The following is a 17,684-nucleotide window of genomic DNA, read 5'->3' on the forward strand; positions in this document are numbered from 1 at the left end:
GATACGGAAAACGGCTCGTCCCGTATCACTGTGCCGCGGCACTTGATCGCTGGTATCAAAAGCAACCAAGCGAGGCTCAAAACCGTCGCGTCAGCACGTCTGTTTCGCTTGCCTCTGCCCCTTGGAGCGTGATTTAACACGGCCCATGAACAAGCCCAACGATAACCCAGCCGATCCCTTCAAGAAGGCCCTCGCAGAGGCCACCAAAGTGATGGCTGACGACCCGGAACTTTCGGTCACCTACACGGTCGATCCCTCTGGGGTTTCTGGCGATGCAATGCGCCTGCCGCAAGTGTCGCGCCGGATGACCCGCGAAGAAGTTCTGCTGGCTCGTGGCACAGCCGACGCACTTGCGTTGCAGCGCAAGTATCACGACGACGGCATCCATGCGCGGTATGCGCCGCCCGGCGATCTGGCGCGGGACCTGTATGAAGCGATGGAAACAGCCCGGTGCGAGGCGATGGGCGCGCGCGACATGCCCGGCACGGCCAGCAATATCGACGTCAAAATCGCCAACGAAGCGATCCGGCGCGGGTATGACTCGTGCAAAGACACCGCCGATGCGCCGCTGCCCGTTGCGGCTGGCTATCTGATCCGCCATTTGGCCACCGGGCGCGATCTGCCCAAAGGGGCCTCCAACGTCATGGAACTGTGGCGCGGGTTCATCGAAGAACAGGCCGGCGGCACGCTGGAATCGCTGGACGACACGCTGTCCAACCAAACCGAGTTCGCCAAATTTGCCCGTCAGGTGATTTCAGATCTGGGGTATGGCGATCAACTGGGCGACGACCCCGATGCCCAGGACGAAGACCAGGACGATCAGGCCGAAGAAGACGCGGAAGAGCAGCAGGATCCCGATTCGACCGGACAGGATGATCAGGACGACAGCCAGGCCGAAGCCGACCCCGAGCAAAGCCAGGAAGATCAGCAGGATCAGTCCGAAGCCCAGGTCAGCATGGACGAACTTGCCGACGAAGAAATGTCGGAAGAAACCGAAATGCCGGATGGTGAGGCGCCGCTGGAACCGCCCTCGCCGCCCCCCGCTTCGGAAGCCGATCCCGACTATAAGGTGTATCTGAGCGATCACGACGAAGAAGTCGCCGCTGAGGATCTTGCCGAACCCGCCGAGCTGGAACGGTTGCGGGCCTACCTTGATCAGCAACTTGAGCCGCTGAAAGGCGCCGTGTCGCGACTGGCGAACAAATTGCAGCGCCGCCTGCAGGCGCAACAGAACCGCAGCTGGGAATTTGATCTGGAAGAAGGCACGCTTGATGCCGGACGTCTGGCCCGTGTTGTGGCGAACCCGACGACGCCGCTCAGCTTCAAGATCGAGAAAGACACCGAATTCCGCGACACCGTGGTGACCCTGCTTCTGGACAATTCCGGATCGATGCGCGGTCGCCCGATTTCCATCGCAGCGATCTGTGCCGACGTTCTGGCCCGGACGCTGGAACGCTGCAACGTGAAGGTCGAAATCCTTGGCTTTACCACCCGCGCCTGGAAGGGCGGTCAGGCCCGCGAGGCATGGCTGAACGAAGGTCGTCCGCAACAACCCGGGCGTCTGAACGACCTGCGCCACATCATCTATAAATCCGCCGATTCTCCGATGCGCCGGACCCGTCAGAACCTGGGCCTGATGATGAAGGAAGGGCTTCTGAAAGAGAACATCGATGGCGAAGCTCTGGAATGGGCACACCGTCGGATGGCGGGACGCCCCGAGGCCCGCAAGATCCTGATGGTGATCTCGGATGGGGCTCCGGTGGATGATTCCACGTTGTCAGTGAACCCGGCCAATTATCTGGAAAAGCACCTGCGCGATGTGATCGCCATGGTCGAGCGCCGCAAACAGGTTGAACTGTTGGCGATCGGCATCGGACATGACGTGACCCGGTATTATGACCGGGCCGTGACGATCACTGACGTTGAGCAGTTGGCGGGTGCGATCACTGAACAGCTGGCCGCCCTGTTCGACAGCGATCCCCGCGCCCGGGCCCGGGTGATGGGAATCCGCAGGGCCAGCTGACCGGCTGTGGGATCAGTCCTGTGGCGTGTGAAATCGCGCGCTATAGCAGTCGGAGAACAATCCCGTGACGTCCCTGACCTTGGCCCGATCCGGATCGTCAGGGTCCAGAATAATCTCCCAATATGTCAGGCCTATGAAGTGGCCTGACTTGTTGAACCCGTCGGTGGTCGCGCAGAAACGGTAAAGCTTCCCGCTGGTCTCGGGGCGCGAGATCTGCAGATTGACAGCCGATTTCGGGTTCCCGAACTTGTCTACCAGCGCGTCAACGGCCAGCGTTTCCGGTTTCGGTGGTTCATCGTCCGCCAGAACGACGGCGGGGACCGCCGCCAATACTGCCAGAACGGCCAGGCTAACACGCTTTATCTTTGTCACTGCTGTCCCCAAAATCGCTTTCATGTGTCGAAATAAATACAACGTTACACGTCGCTTCCGAGAATGCGAAGGGGCCACGCGCCTTTGCCAGCCGAGCGATGTATTCTCTTATTTCAGATAACATGTGACAGGCGCGAAATCTTGTCTTGAACCCAGCGCTCGAAGCGCTTCTTCTGTACTCCGTCGCAACACGCAGGAAAGACCGGACCATGTATCAATCCTTCGCGGTCACCGCACAGCCTGAACAAGGCCCCCCTCGTCTTTCCGCGCTTCGGGAGGAAATGACCCGTGAGGGTCTTGACGGATTTTTGATCCCTCGCGCGGACGCGCATCAAGGCGAATATGTTTCGCGCCACGATGAACGATTGTCCTGGCTGACAGGGTTTACCGGATCGGCCGGGTTCTGCGCCGCCTTGCAGAACATTGCTGGCGTGTTCATCGACGGTCGGTACCGCACGCAGGTCAAAGAACAGGTCGCCGAGGATTTCACACCGGTGCCCTGGCCGGATGTGAACCTTGCCGATTGGCTGAAAGACAACCTGAAGGCTGGAAAAGTCGGTTTTGACCCCTGGCTTCACACGGTTGCCGAAATCGACAAAGCATCCTTGGCGCTTGAGGGCACGGGGATATCCCTTGCGCGATGCGACAATCTTGTCGACCGGATCTGGGAAGACCAGCCCGCCCCACCGATGAACAAGGTCGTGGCACACCCCCTTGAGTTTGCAGGGGAAAGTGCCGGGTCAAAGATTGCGCGGCTTGCAACAGACTTGCAGGAGTCCGGGCAAACGGCCGCCATCATCACCTTGCCCGATTCAATCATGTGGTTGCTGAACATTCGCGGCACCGACATTGCGCATATCCCGGTGGCGCATGGATTTGCGATTTTGCATGCTGATGCCCGGGTCGATTTGTTCATGGCGGCAGAAAAACTGAAAGGGCTGGAAGACCATTTTGGCCCTGAAGTCGCGCTCAAAGACCCGGCGTCGTTTTTGAACCGGCTTTCCGATCTCGATGGTCCGGTCCGGATCAACAATGCGACCGTCCCGCAGAAAGTGGCCGATGTTCTGGCGGACAAGGCCGTTGACGGCGATGAACCCTGCGCGCTGCCCAAGGCCTGCAAAAACACCGCTGAAATCGAAGGCGCGGTGCAGGCGCATCTGCGCGACGGCGCGGCCATGGTCGATCTGTTGGCATGGCTGGACAATCAGACGCCCGGCTCCCTGACCGAGATTGATGTGGTCAAAAAACTGGAAACCTGCCGCCGCAAGGACAACGCGCTTCGCGACATCAGCTTTGAAACGATCTCGGGAACCGGTCCGCACGGCGCCATCATGCATTATCGCGTGACGGAAGAGACCAACGCAACGCTGGAAGACGGGCAGATCCTGGTTCTGGACAGCGGCGGACAATACCTGGATGGAACCACTGACATCACGCGGACCATCGGGATCGGCGATGTTGACGCCGAGAAGAAAGCCGCGTTCACGCGGGTCTTGCAGGGCATGATTGCCATGTCGCGCCTGCTTTGGCCGGTTGGCCTGGCGGGGCGTGACATTGAAGCGATCGGGCGCATGCCGTTGTGGCTGGCAGGGCAGGACTTTAATCATGGCCTCGGGCACGGGGTCGGCACCTATCTGAGCGTCCATGAAGGCCCACAACGTCTGAGCCGGGTCAGCGCCGTCCCCCTTGCTCCGGGTATGATCCTGTCGAATGAGCCCGGATATTATCGCGAAGGCGCGTTCGGCATCCGCATCGAAAACCTGATCGTTGTACAAGAGGCTCAGCCCCTGCCAACAAGCGATCCTGAACGGGCGTTTCTAAGCTGGCGGACGCTGACCTATGTCCCGATTGACCGCAATCTGATCCTGCCCGATATGCTGACGGCTGATGAGCGCGCCTGGCTGAACGCCTATCATGCGGACGTCGCGAAAAAGATCCGCCCCCGGGTGGGCAAGGCGGCTCAGGTGTGGTTGGATGCCGCGACAGCGCCGCTGTGACATCAGATTGTTACATCGGACGAACAAATACGGTCAGAACGTACACTGGGAAGGGTTGAAAATGGCAGATCATATCAGGATCCGCAAAGCACCGGGTGTCTGGTCGGTCCGCTCTGGCGGCGCTATTCTGGGCGAAACAAGCAACGCTCTGGAATTGACCGAAGGCGACCATGCGCCGGTGATCTATTTTCCGCGTGCGGATATCGCGATGGCGTTTCTGGATCGGGACGACAAGGTCACACATTGCCCACACAAGGGCGACGCCGTTTACTTTTCCATCGTGAACAAGTCTTCGACCGTCAAAAACGCGGTCTGGAGCTATGAAACACCCATGGATGACGTGAGCGCGATCAAGGATCACCTTGCGTTCTATGAGCGTGACGGAGTGACGGTCGAACAACTGTAAGACCAACATCCGGCGGTTAGGAGTGTTCTTCGGCCGCCGTTGCTGCAAGCGCGCGATTGTACGCTTTCAGCGCATCCACATGATAGAGCGCGCCCAACAGTTCGGGCGGATCTTCGGATTCGTTCTGCGCGACAACCGGCAGATATGCAATCTCGGCCCGATCAAAAATCAGCATGGCCGATTCCAGAGTGGCTGAAGCATCGATATGCAGCCCCTGCCCGATCAGCACGGCGCATTCGTCTTCGCTGGGGCCGCGCGGATCTCCCTTGGCCCGCATGACCGACCCGGCCTGTAGCATCGCCAGAAGATAAGCCTGCGGTCCGGCGGCCAGATGAATGTCGCGCCGCTCAAGCTGGGTCAAAAAGAACGACCGGTCGACAAGGCGTGACGCGATGGCTGTCGACAGGCTGACCGAAACCATAACCGCCAACCCGATCTGCCAGTCTCCGGTTAGTTCGAAAACGATCAGCGTCGTCGAGATTGGTGCGCCCAGCACAGCTGCTGCAACAGCGCCCATGCCCGCGAATGCATAAAGCGTGTGTGTGCCCGACACATTCGGCAACAGCCCCGTGGCAATGTACCCAAAGGCCAGCCCACTTAGTGCGCCAAGCATCAGTGCGGGTGAAAACACACCGCCGCCCATGCGTCCACCCATGGTGATCGCAACGGCCAGGGCCTTGATGATCGCAAAGACGATGACCTGCGACAGGATCAGATCGCCGCTGAGCGCACGGATCGTAGTCTCGTATCCGACGCCGATGATATGCGGGAACCAGATCGCAATGACGCCCAGCATCGCGCCTGACACAGCCGGGCGCAGCCAGCGCGGAAAGCCGACTTTTTCCTGCACGGCGGTTCCGATGTCTTCGGCCAGAAAGATCGATTTCATCAACACAACGGCGATCAACCCGCAGATCACGCCGAGCAACAAGAACGCAGGCAGTTCCACATAGAATTTCAGCGACCCCGGTGTGGTCAGCAAGAATTCAGTGACATTGCCATATTCCAACCGGCTGATCACCGTCCCCGCCACCGACGCAATAACGATCGGCGCGAAAGCGTGAACCGCAAAATGGCGTAGCACGACCTCAAGCGCGAACAGGGCTCCGGCAATGGGGGCGTTAAAGCTGACCGAAACTGCCGCTGCCACGGCACATCCCAGAAGATCACGCCCGGTAATCCCATCGGCATGGATGCGCTTGCAGACCCAGGTCGACACAACGCCCGCCATATGGACAACGGGGCCTTCCCGACCCGTGGAGCCGCCGGTGCTGAGCGTGATCAGCGACGCAAAGAGCGAAGCGATCCCTTCTTTGGTTTCGACGCGACCGTCATTCATCGCTGCGCCTTCTATCACGTCAGCGACCGATCGAACCCGGCCATCGTTGGTGAAATTGTGCAAAATCAACCCGACGATCAAACCGCCGCAGATCGGAATGATCAAAACCCAGTACCACGGCAAGCCTTGCGCAAAAGAATGCAAATACTGCACGTCTTCGGCACCATACACCCAGCTTTGCAACGCATTGATGCCCTTGCGAAAGAACAGCGCGCCAAACCCGGCGACGATACCAATTGCCAGGGCAATGAACCAGAACTGGATCTGGCTGGGACCCTGATGACGCAGAACGCGCCAACCGTCTTTTAGCGCGGTCAGGGCCTGCGTGACTTGCGAAATCAGAATGGAACGGTTTGGCTTGCCCATTGGCGGCTTTCGAAGGGGTCTTAACCCTGTGTAGGGCACTGAGCGCGTTCAGAAAAGCTTAGGTTTGCAGATTGAAGCGATTGTTTTCACAACCGCAAACGGGTCACTTGTCCAAAAGCGCGCCAGCTGCCGCGCGGGCTTCTTCGGTGATCGTGTCTCCGGCCAGCATCCGGGCAATTTCATCGACCCGTTCGGGCCCCTCCAGGGGCACCACAGTCGATAGGGTCACGTCGTCAGTAACCGATTTCTGAACCCGCCAGTGATACGCCCCACAGGCCGCCACTTGAGGCGAATGGGTGACGACCAGCACCTGCCCACCATCGGCCAATGCGGCCAAGCGGCGGCCCACGGCATCGGCCGTTGCACCGCCGACGCCGCGGTCGATCTCGTCAAAAATAATCGTCAGACCGCTGTCATCGCCGGTCAGGCACACCTTGAGCGCCAGCAGGAACCTGCTGAGTTCGCCGCCCGATGCGATCTTGTTCAAAGGGCCAGCAGGCGCACCCGGGTTCGTGGCGACGGTAAAGGCCACCGCATCGCGTCCGACCGCGCTTGGCTCAGCTTCGGTCACCATGGTTTCGAATACCGCACGCTCCATCTTGAGCGGGGCAAGTTCGCCCATGACAGCCTGATCCAGTCGCCCCGCCGCGTTGCGTCGCGCGGCACTGAGAACACTTGCAGCCTTGTCATAAGCGGCGTCAGCGGCGCTCAACTCATTACGGAGTCTATCCAGATCCGCGTCGCCCGCTTCGAGCGCGTTCAGTTTGGCGCGCAACGTGTCAGCATGTCCGGCCAGATCATCGGCCTGAACGCCATGCTTACGGGCCAGGGCGCGGATGGCGAACAACCGTTCTTCCGCGTTTTCAAGCTCGTTCGGATTGAAATCCAGCGTATTCAGGCACCGTTCGACCCCATCCTGAGCCTCGCCCAGTTCAACCATGGCCCGGGTTAACGCGGCAACAGGCGCGTCCAGTGCGTCACCTGCGTCGACGGTCACCCCTTCAAGCCAACGCATGGCGTCGCCCATGGCGCCCTCGGCCCCGTCCCCGCCCAGCAGCGTAAAGGCGCGCGCGACATCATCGCGGATTCGTTCGGCCCCTTGCATCGTTCTGCGGCGCACGTCCAGATCCGCATCCTCGCCCGGTTGCGGGTCAAGCTGATCCAGTTCGGCCACGGAATGACGCAGAAATTCTTCTTCGGCGCGGACCGCGTCCAACTGAGATTCGGACGTTTGAACGGCTTTGCGTGCAGCTGACATCGCGCGCCAGGCTGACCGGACGTCTTTGCCATCCAGCCCGGCAAATTCGTCCAGCATCGCCCGGTGCCCGCGCGGGTTCAGCAGACCGCGGTCATCATGTTGCCCGTGAAGCTCCACCAGCGTGTCGGACAAGGCCCGAAGAACCTCTCCGGAACAGCGACGGTCATTGACCCACGCAGTTTTGCGCCCTTCCGCCGTATTAACGCGCCGCAGAATCAGCTCATCCCCGGATGGCAAACCGGCGTCTTCCAACACCTGATGGGCCGGGTGATCGTCAGACAGGTCGAATTCGGCGATCACCTCGCCCTGTTTCGCCCCCTGACGCACCAACTCCGCACGGCCACGCCAGCCCAGAACAAAGCCCAGCGACTCAAGCAGGATGGATTTTCCGGCGCCGGTTTCCCCGGTCAAAACGTTCAATCCCGGCTGGAAGGCAAGTTCCAGCCGGTCAATGATCAACATGTCCCGGATATCAAGTGTACGTAGCATCCGACCTATCCGCCTGACGAACCGTCACCCGATCACAGCCATTGGCCCTTGATCGATTGGCGGTAAATCTGGCTGAGCCAGTTGTTGCCTTTGTCTTTGAGCTTCAAACCCTGAGACGTCAGCAGTTTATAGCTTTCATCGTACCATTCGGTGGATTGATAGTTGTACCCAAGAATCGCACCTGCGGTTTGCGCTTCGTCCACCAAACCAAGCGACAGATACGCTTCGACCAGACGGTGCAGCGCCTCGGGCGTGTGGGTCGTGGTCTGGAAATCCTCGACCACGACGCGGAATCGGTTGATCGCGGCGGTATAGTGCTGTCGGCGCAGGTAATACCGTCCGATTTCCATTTCCTTGGCAGCCAGATGATCAAAGGCCAGATCAAATTTCAGAATCGCAGACGTCGCGTATTCGCTGTCGGGATAGACCTCGATGACGGTGCGCAGCGATTGCAGGGCCTGAAACGTCAAACCCTGATCGCGGCCGACTTCGTCAATCTGGTCATAATAACTCAGCGCCAGAAGATACTGAGCGTAAGCGGCATCTTCATCCGTAGGATAGAAGTCGATGTAGCGTTGGGCAGCGGCGCGACTATCTTCATAGTCCTTGCCAGAGTGGAAGGAATACGCCTGCATGATCAGCGACCGTTTGGCCCAGGACGAATAGGGATACAGACGTTCGATTTCAGCGAAGTAATATGCCGCGTCTTCGGCCCGACCGTTGGCCAGCTCATATTCGCCGCGTTGGAAAATATGCTCGGGCGTATACCCCTCAAGGCTTGCGGTTCGGTCTGTTAGATTTCCGTTACACGCAGAAAGCGTTGCTGCAACTAGGCACGTTGCGATAATTTTCGCGACTGATCTTCTGCCGATCATGCTTGCCAACCCTCACCGTCGATAAAAGGCGTTCGCCCCCATTTGGAGCACGGTCTAGCACATTAATCTGGGGGGCAAAACGTCTTAAAAGCACGAACGACGTCGCAACTGGTCCACCCAGACAAAGACCGCTCAGGCGACCTTCGGAATTTCCGACCAGACCAGCCCCTGACCCGGCAGATGCGCAGTAGTTTCCGCATCGCACAAGATCGGGCGCACGGCCCCTGGTGTTTCAAACAAGGCGCGCAACAAGGCGTTGGTCATCGAATGACCGGCCTTGTCACCGATATAATGTCCCAACAGCGGACCACCGGCCAGGGCCAGATCCCCCAACGCGTCCAGCATCTTGTGACGGACCGCTTCATCCTGATGGCGGAAGCCGCCGGGTGTCAGGATTTCTTCACCGTCAACCACAACTGCGTTGTCCAGCGTGCCGCCAAGCGCCAAACCGGCTTCATGCATGGCTTCTACATCGGCGCGGCGGCAGAACGTCCGGCTATCACACAATTCCCGGGCGAAAGCCCCGTTGCGCATATCCAGCGTTTTTGTTTGCGATCCGATCGCCTTGTCTTCGAAATCGATGTGGAATTCGATTGTCAGCCGGTCAGATGGCAACAGGGTCGCTTTGGCACCGTTGGCTTCGACCGTCACGGGCTTCAGAACTTGATACGCCAGAACTGGGGCGTCCTGCTGGCGCACGCCGCGTGACATGATTCCACGCACGAATGGTGCCGCTGAACCGTCGAGAATAGGAACTTCGGGACCGTCGATTTCCACCAGCGCATTGTGTATGCCGCACCCGGCCAGTGCCGCCATGACATGCTCGACTGTGGACACCGATACACCAGAACCATTCACCAGGCGGGTACACAGTGCGGTTTGCTCGGCCGCGTCGTACATTGCCGGTATCATCGCATCGCCAAGCTCTATGTCGACGCGCTTGAACCAGATGCCATGGCCAGCAACTGCCGGACGCAAGACCAGTTTCGCAGGCTTGCCACTGTGCAAACCCACTCCTGTGAAGGTCACCGATGTCCTGAGCGTATTCTGCAAGGTAGGCCTCTAGCGATTGTTTCCGACCACCACGGGCCGTGTTGCATTTGAGGTAAAGGCAGACAGTCACAGTCTCAACTCAATCTTTGTAACTGTTTGAAACATCCCTGTAACAAAGCGGCAAAAGACCGCTAACAACCTTATAAGTCACTGTTCACAAACAGAAAGGCCGCCCTTCGGCGGCCTTTCGTTAAGCAATATTGTGAGCGTTTAGTTCGCTTGCCGGCGCAAGAAAGCCGGGATTTCGATGCGTTCCTGATCCGGATCCGCAGGTTGATGCGCCTGCGGGGCCGGCTCAGCCTGCTGAACCTGAGGCTGCTGACGCACGGGAGCGGCGGCAGGCGTATCAGGTGCGTGGCCGGTCATGCGGTCGATCAGACGGTTGAAACCGAAACGCCCTTTTTCACCAGCTGCCTGAGCGGCAGCAGGGTGTTCCTGCGCGGCTAGTGAGCGGGTGCCCGGCGCCGACGGAGCCTTTTGCGCTGCGGCCTGCAGACGGGTCAGTGTTTCAGGTGATGGCGTACCGGGAGCCGGGGCCCTAGGGGCAACAAATGTCTCAGCGGAGTCTTCCATCGTGTTCATCTGCGGTTCGAACACGGGAACTTCAGGACGATAGGCCGGCGGCGGCAGACCGTCGTCATCGACGACTTCATTCTGCGGTTCGCTGTCAAAGATGTCTTCGGCCATATCGTGCGCCGCGACTTCTTCGACGTCCATCTGTTCGAACAAGCTGGGCTCTTCAGCGGCATAGGCCACTTCCTGCGCGGCCGGAACATCTAGCGGCAGAGGATCAGCGGCGGCAACCGGCAGCGGCGTTTCTTCCTGAGAGACGCGCTGTTTCAACGGCTGACCCATCGGGCGGCGCGGCACTGGAATTTCCGTATGCACGTCTGTGGCATCGATGCCGGTGGCAACAACGCTGACGCGCATCATGCCCTGCATGTCTGTATCCAGAGTCGACCCAACGATGATGTTTGCTTCCGGGTCCACTTCTTCGCGGATCCGGTTTGCAGCTTCGTCCAGTTCGAAAAGGGTCAGGTCATGCGCACCGGTGATGTTAATCAGAACACCCTTGGCACCCTTCAGGCTGATTTCGTCCAGCAGCGGGTTGGCAATCGCCTTCTCAGCGGCCTGGATGGCGCGATCTTCGCCCTCGGCCTCTCCCGTGCCCATCATGGCTTTGCCCATCTCGTCCATCACGGCCCGTACGTCCGCGAAGTCGAGGTTGATAAGGCCCGGACGTACCATAAGGTCTGTCACACCTTTGACACCCTGATACAAAACATCGTCTGCCATCGAGAACGCTTCGGTAAACGTGGTCTTTTCGTTGGCAAGGCGGAACAGGTTCTGGTTGGGGATGATGATCAGTGTATCGACCACCTTCTGCAGCGCTTCAACGCCGTCCTCGGCCTGCTGCATGCGCTTGCCGCCTTCGAACTGAAACGGCTTGGTCACGACACCAACAGTCAGAACACCCAGTTCGCGCGCGGCCTGAGCGATGATCGGGGCGGCACCTGTTCCGGTCCCGCCGCCCATGCCAGCCGTGATGAAGCACATGTGCGCCCCTGCCAGATGGTCAACGATCTGTTCGATGCTTTCTTCGGCGGCTGCCGCGCCGACAGAGGCGCGGGCGCCAGCGCCCAGACCTTCGGTAACTTTCACACCCAGTTGAACGCGGTGTTCAGAATGGCTTTGCTGCAGTGCCTGAGCATCGGTATTGGCGACAACGAAATCAACGCCGTCAAGCCGCTTTTCGATCATGTTGTTGACCGCGTTGCCACCGGCCCCGCCCACGCCAAAAACTGTGATCCGCGGCTTCAATTCCTCCTGCCCGGGCATTGAAAGGTTCAATGTCATGTTCTGTCCGCCTGTGTTGTGAGCCCGCTGATACGGGACGTTTTTTACCTATCCACAGACAATCCTACCGTTCGAAACCGCGAACGTCACGCCAAAAACGCATGTTTTACACAAAATATGGCGAATTTCCTTAGGAAATCCGCGGTATTTCGCCGAAGCGGATAGATATAGCGGAAACTCAAACACTAGACACAACACATCAACTGCCCGCGCGCCAAGGCGACGGGAGATTTTGCGACTGAACCTATTGGGGCCTGCCCGACCCTCGTACGCCCGTTTTTCGAGCTTTTTCAACGCATAGCATGTCCGAGAAACCAAGTCACTACACGCGATGCACGCGCTATGCCCGAAGCAACGGGAAATCAACGGGTGTTGCACATGGGTCCTGCCGAGAGTTTCTGCAGACCTCGAAAAAACCGCGACCCAAAGGCCGCGGCTTCGATTGCTATTCAGATAATGCCCTGAATGTCAGACAAAGATCGTATCGACCGAATTATACTCATCAGCTGTAACGCCAGCCAGGGCAATGCTGCCACCATCCTCGATATCAATAACCACCCGATCCGGGCGATAGCTGACCTCATACGCCGCGCCATTCAGGTCGATCATATCGAGACCGATTTCAAAGTCCTGAATAACGTCGGTTCCATTGTTCAACGTGTCCAGAACAAAGACATCTGCGTATCCGTCGCCCCCCAGATCGCTGCCACCGCCACGCAGCCTGTCGCTGCCTTCCCCCAGCATCAACGTATCCGCATGCCAGCCGCCGATCAGAACGTCATTTGCTTCGCCACCGTCAATGCTATCTTCGCCAAAGCCGCCGTTGACGTAATCACGGCCCTCTTCGCCGAACAATTCATCGTTGCCGTCATTGCCATAGATCTCGTCTTGTCCGCTGCGGCCCAGAATATAGTCATCACCGCGCAACCCGCGCATGATGTTCGGACCGATGCATCCTTCGAGATAATCAAGACCCGCCCGATCAACGATCAGCACCGGGCATTCGACGTCGATCGTCACTGTGGCGGTGTCAGCCAGTTCGCCATCCCAGATTTCATAGGTGAATGTGTCTGTACCGACGAACCCGTACACCGGCACATAGTCGAACGTGCCATCCGGGTTCATCGTCACCGCACCAACAGTGGCGCTGTCATCGTACCCGGTGATGGACAAAACATCATCGACATCCGCATCGACATCATTTGCCAAAACATCGAGAGAGAACAAAGACCGGGAATAGACGACGCCGTAGTCGTCGTCGCGCGCATCCGGGCGGTCATTTTCATCGGTGTCTGCGACGGCTTCACCTGTGATATTGAAACCGACAAAGAAAATGTTGTCATCATTTGACGGGTTTTCAGTTTCGACAAAGATGCTGGTCGCCCCATTTGATAGAAACGGGTTGGCATCCACGCCATTGCCCTGCGCCAGATCATACAATTCGTCATCTGTAAAAGAATCTGCCGGCAATGCAAAAGGATCAACCGGGTTTTCCGGATCATCGCCAATTCCACCAGCCGTGATAAGGCCACCATTGGCGCCATATCCATCGTCAAACCCGCCAGCCGAACTGGTCAGAAGGCGACCATCGACTGATACCGTCGAATACTGGCTAACGCCCTGGTATCCAAAGCCGATGCCAAGCGACATCAACGCCTGGAAGCCTTCAACCGTCGTGTCGATTGCTTCGGGGAATGCGACGCTGAAATCATCGCCATCAGAATCCGAGAACCCGTCAGCCAGTACAATGGATTGCTCGGCTTCGTTATCGTTGCTGTAAACAACAACCAACTGGTATCCGTCCACCTCTGTCGCATTGGTGCTTATGTTGAATTCATACGGATCAACCCCACCTGCCCCAATGGCGGCCTGCACCTGTGCCGTGACATCTGTACGAAATGCGTCCAGATCGCCGTTCGAACCAAGATGGGTGAATTCAGCAGCGCCAATCGCCTCGCCATCGAAGAACACGCCGGCAGCCGTCGTGTTATAGCTGTAGCGGGATTGATACAGAAACGCGGCTTCAACCGTCGACCCTGCCGGAACAATCGCCTCGACAACGCCCCCGCCCGTTGCAGATCCGCCAACGGCATCAATCGACCAGTTGCCATTCCCAAAGTAAGAATAATTCACAGAAAGAGACATAATAGAACCTCGAATATGTTTTCAGCCAGTTGGCTGGTACAAAAAACAAAACACAGCAAGAAATCCCGCCCGAGCGGGCGATGAGTATTTCAGTCCTGGGATTTTTGCTGAGTACGGCGCGCTAAACGCTCAGGGTCTCAGAAATATAACTTCAAAAAAATTGAACATCAAAAAAATGACCGACACCCCGACCATGGTTAACGATGGATTAAAAGCTAGAATCTGAGATTCGATTCGTCAATTGCTGCGAACCCGGAATTCGGGTCTGCGACAACGCTTCCAACGACATGTCTGACGCGGGGCTTCTACCAGTTATCCCGGAACCACTTTACCGCGCGCTTCAAAGACCGCGCCGGATACCGATCAACTGGGATCTCGAAATCCCACCATTCGTCTTGTGGATGCGCGGCAAACAGGCTGAGCCCGACAGCTCCGGCAAAGCCCGGTCCGGTTGCCGACTGCGGCAAGCCATGAACCCGCAAAGGGCGGCCCAGGCGAACCTGATGACCAAGGATACGACTGGCCAGCCCGTCCAAACCCATGATCTGGCTTGATCCGCCCGTCAAAACGATCTGCTGACTCGGCAGGTGGTCAAACCCGGCCGCATCCAGACGCACACGAACTTCTTCAAGGATTTCTTCGACCCGGGGGCGCATGATGCCGATCAGCTCGGCCCGACTAACGGTGCGCCGATCATGTTCCCAATCGCCGGTTTCACCGCCGATATCAATCATGTCGCGATCATCGACACCGGTCGCGTGGACCCCGCCACAGAACGTCTTGATCCGCTCGGCATTGGCCATCGGCACGCCCAGCCCCATCGAAATGTCGCTGGTGATGTGGTCGCCGCCCATGCGCACGCAATCGGCATAGATCATATGTTTCTTCATGAAGATCGAAATCGACGTCGTGCCGCCCCCCATGTCGATACAGGCCGCGCCCAGTTCCTGTTCGTCTTCAACCAACGCCGAGATGCCCGAGACATAGGCCGATGATGCAATGCCAGCCAGTTCCAGATCGCACCGCTTGACGCAGTGCACAAGGTTCTGGATCGCCGCCGCATCCACAGTCATCATGTGCATGTCCGTCGACAGGGATTGGCCCAACTGACCACGTGGATCATTCAGACCCGATCGATTATCGAGCGAGAAATTCACCGGCTGGGCATGCAACACTTCGCGCCCTGCCCCGTATTCCGGCACATCACAGGCGGCCAGTACCCGGGCGATCTCGCTTTCGGTAACCACCTGACCTTCCAGTTCGACCTGCGCGTCCAGCCCATAGGACCGCGGATTGGCACCCGAGAAACAGGCGATCACGTGATCTACCCTGATATCAGCCATCTTTTGCGCGGCCTGCAAGGCGGTGCGCAAGGCGCGCTCGGTCTCTTGCATGGCCGTGACTTCGCCAAAGGTGATGCCCCGCGACCGGGTGGTTGCAGCACCGACAACCCGAAACCCGGTCTGCCCCGCCATAGAGCCAATCGAGTTATCCTCGCTCAGTTTGCCCGACCCGTCGAACCTGAGAACAAGGCACGCGATCTTGGAACTGCCAACATCCAGGATCGCCACGACCCCCCGCTGCATGGCCTGCTGTCGCATCTGCCGCATGGCCCGCTGTGACTGATAGAGGTCCGTCATCATCTACTGCCCGCTTCCGTTTATTTTTCTTATTTTCCACCAGTCTTCGACTGCGTTTTCGGTCATCCGGATTGTCGGACGTGCCTCGATGCGCAAATCGATAACAGCAACATCCCGCTCCAGCAGATCCTGTACTTCGTTCAACACCAGCACCCGCTCAAGCGCGCGAACCGGATCATCCGTCGGCAGCAGAATGCGCTGGTCGCGATCCAGAACCACATCCCAACGGCGATCGCCGATGCGCACCAGCCCCCGCAGACGTTCACCCAATGGGCGTGCAGCGGCCAGCAGGGCCAGCGCCTCGTCCACATGAAGGTTGGCGCCTTCACCCGCGATCAACGGCAAATCGGCACGTGCCGCCCGGGACGGCAAGCTGTCGACATGCGCCCCTGTCTCGTCCAGAATTTCCACACCGTCCCAGGTGCGCCAGACCACAACCGGCATCCGCTCGGTCACATCCACCTGCAGGATACCACCCGGACGGATCCGCACATTTGCAGATTTGACCGGATCAAGCCCGACGATGACATCACGCAGCCGTTCCAGATCCAGATCAAATGAACTGATCGGGAAATCGACTTCGATCACTTCGCGGATGTCTTCGGCCAGATTGCTGCCCGCCCCGTCGATGGCCATGATGTTGACCATAAACTCAGGGCGTTCCTGAATGCTGGACCGTGTTTCGGTCACGAACATACGCAACGCATCGCGCCGTTGTTCGCTTGCCAGAAAGGCGCTGGTCGCCATAGTCACGACGACAAAGGGAATGCCGATACGCAACGCCAGTCGGAACCCCGGTGTCAGCAGCCAACGCTGCGTCCGATACTTCCAGCGTGACGGCGCAGGATCCCGCGGCAGTTGCGGCGTCAGCGGCGGAGGGGTCACCGATTGCACGACGCGTCCTCCACCATCCAGGCGCACATCTGACCAAAGGTCACGCCTGCGGCTCCGGCCTGTTCCGGGACCAGCGATGTCGGCGTCATTCCGGGTTGCGTGTTGGTTTCCAGCAGGATCAGCCCGTCGGCACCGCGCGCTTCGTCCCAACGAAAATCGGTGCGGCTGACACCCTGACATCCCAGGGCCTGATGCGCCCGCAGCGCATAGTCGAGGCATAGGTCAAAAATGTCCTGCGGTATCTCGGCAGGGATCACATGGCGCGATCCTCCGGGTTTGTATTTTGCGTCATAATCGTACCAGCCATCCGTCAGAATGTCGGTCACGGTCAGCGCCCGGTCGCCCATCACTGTCGTGGTCATCTCGCGCCCGGGCGCGAACTGTTCAACCATGACGAATTCCGGCATGTCATCGGAAAGATTTGGTGTCCCGTTGGCGGCCTCATTGACCAGATAGACCCCAACGCTGGACCCTTCGTTGTTGGGCTTGACGACATAGGGCGGCGCCATCACATGGCCCGCCATCACGTCGGTCTTGCTACAGATGATACTTTCGACAACCGGCAAGCCCGCCGCTTTGAACGTCGCCTTGCTGCGCTGTTTGTCCATTGCCAGGGCCGAGGCCAGCACGCCGGAATGCGTGTACGGCAAGCCCAGCCATTCCAGCAAACCCTGCACACAGCCGTCTTCACCCCACCGCCCGTGGAGCGCGTTGAACACAACATCTGGAGAAATGCTTTTCAACTGTTCACAGAGGTCCGGCCCAGCATCCAACTCGACCACCTCAAATCCTTCGCCCCTCAGTGCGGCAGCGCATTCGCGCCCTGTACTCAGTGAAACCTCTCGTTCAGCCGAGGGGCCACCCAACAATACCACCACTTTTGGGGTCTTTCCGCTCGACTGACCCACGACACTTGCCTCAATGTCCCCGGGCTATTCAAGTAGCCCGTTGTTTTCGTTCGTACTCCTCT

13 protein-coding genes are annotated in these 17,684 nt (G+C 58.6%); 3 read left to right on the forward strand and 10 right to left on the reverse strand.

What is annotated here, in order from left to right; all coding sequences use genetic code 11:
* Window positions 1–145 precede the first annotated feature (145 nt).
* Window positions 146–2,023: a cobaltochelatase subunit CobT gene (gene cobT, locus FOY56_RS00800; RefSeq protein ID WP_146343882.1), complete on the forward strand. Its 1,878-nt coding sequence runs from the start codon at window positions 146–148 to the stop codon at window positions 2,021–2,023.
* A gap of 12 nt (window positions 2,024–2,035) precedes the next feature.
* Here the strand turns inward: cobT and FOY56_RS00805 are convergent, their stop codons facing one another.
* Window positions 2,036–2,395 carry a hypothetical protein gene (locus FOY56_RS00805; protein WP_146343883.1) on the reverse strand — a complete coding sequence of 120 codons (360 nt, stop codon included), beginning with the start codon at window positions 2,393–2,395 and terminating at the stop codon, window positions 2,036–2,038.
* Between the two features lie 209 nt (window positions 2,396–2,604).
* On the opposite strand from FOY56_RS00805, the gene FOY56_RS00810 reads away from it, so the two are divergent.
* The gene (locus FOY56_RS00810) at window positions 2,605–4,392 is read left to right on the forward strand and encodes an aminopeptidase P family protein (RefSeq protein ID WP_146343884.1); all 1,788 of its coding nucleotides are present in this window, start codon (window positions 2,605–2,607) and stop codon (window positions 4,390–4,392) included.
* Window positions 4,393–4,453: 61 nt separating this feature from the next.
* Entirely contained in the window at window positions 4,454–4,798 is a 345-nt protein-coding gene (locus tag FOY56_RS00815) for a DUF427 domain-containing protein (RefSeq protein WP_146343885.1), read from the forward strand.
* Window positions 4,799–4,814: 16 nt separating this feature from the next.
* On the opposite strand, the gene FOY56_RS00820 is transcribed toward FOY56_RS00815, so the two are convergent.
* The 9 genes from FOY56_RS00820 to FOY56_RS00860 all read right to left on the reverse strand — a co-directional run bounded on the left by FOY56_RS00820 (window position 4,815) and on the right by FOY56_RS00860 (window position 17,592).
* Window positions 4,815–6,503: a chloride channel protein gene (locus FOY56_RS00820; protein ID WP_146343886.1), complete on the reverse strand. Its 1,689-nt coding sequence runs from the start codon at window positions 6,501–6,503 to the stop codon at window positions 4,815–4,817.
* A gap of 103 nt (window positions 6,504–6,606) precedes the next feature.
* Window positions 6,607–8,250, reverse strand: coding sequence for a DNA repair protein RecN (gene recN / locus FOY56_RS00825; RefSeq protein ID WP_146343887.1), 1,644 nt, complete (start codon window positions 8,248–8,250; stop codon window positions 6,607–6,609).
* Window positions 8,251–8,282: 32 nt separating this feature from the next.
* Complete coding sequence (locus tag FOY56_RS00830; protein WP_146343888.1) at window positions 8,283–9,125, reverse strand: outer membrane protein assembly factor BamD; 843 nt, start codon at window positions 9,123–9,125, stop codon at window positions 8,283–8,285.
* Between the two features lie 132 nt (window positions 9,126–9,257).
* On the reverse strand, window positions 9,258–10,178 hold the full coding sequence (gene lpxC, locus FOY56_RS00835) for a UDP-3-O-acyl-N-acetylglucosamine deacetylase (RefSeq protein WP_146343889.1): 921 nt from the start codon (window positions 10,176–10,178) through the stop codon (window positions 9,258–9,260).
* Window positions 10,179–10,388: 210 nt separating this feature from the next.
* A complete protein-coding gene (gene ftsZ, locus FOY56_RS00840) occupies window positions 10,389–12,035 on the reverse strand; it encodes a cell division protein FtsZ (RefSeq protein WP_146343890.1) in 1,647 nt (548 codons plus the stop codon).
* A 468-nt stretch (window positions 12,036–12,503) separates the two neighbouring features.
* The gene (locus tag FOY56_RS00845; RefSeq protein ID WP_146343891.1) at window positions 12,504–14,180 is read right to left on the reverse strand and encodes a calcium-binding protein; all 1,677 of its coding nucleotides are present in this window, start codon (window positions 14,178–14,180) and stop codon (window positions 12,504–12,506) included.
* Between the two features lie 305 nt (window positions 14,181–14,485).
* Entirely contained in the window at window positions 14,486–15,820 is a 1,335-nt protein-coding gene (gene ftsA, locus FOY56_RS00850) for a cell division protein FtsA (protein WP_146344553.1), read from the reverse strand.
* 3 nt (window positions 15,821–15,823) lie between these two features.
* Entirely contained in the window at window positions 15,824–16,714 is an 891-nt protein-coding gene (locus FOY56_RS00855) for a cell division protein FtsQ/DivIB (RefSeq protein ID WP_146343892.1), read from the reverse strand.
* Complete coding sequence (locus FOY56_RS00860) at window positions 16,702–17,592, reverse strand: D-alanine--D-alanine ligase (protein WP_425468343.1); 891 nt, start codon at window positions 17,590–17,592, stop codon at window positions 16,702–16,704. Before FOY56_RS00860 ends, FOY56_RS00855 begins: the two co-directional genes overlap by 13 nt.
* Window positions 17,593–17,684: the final 92 nt, after the last annotated feature.

It is taken from the genome of Falsiphaeobacter marinintestinus (assembly GCF_007923355.1).
Taxonomy (GTDB): domain Bacteria; phylum Pseudomonadota; class Alphaproteobacteria; order Rhodobacterales; family Rhodobacteraceae; genus Phaeobacter_A; species Phaeobacter_A marinintestinus.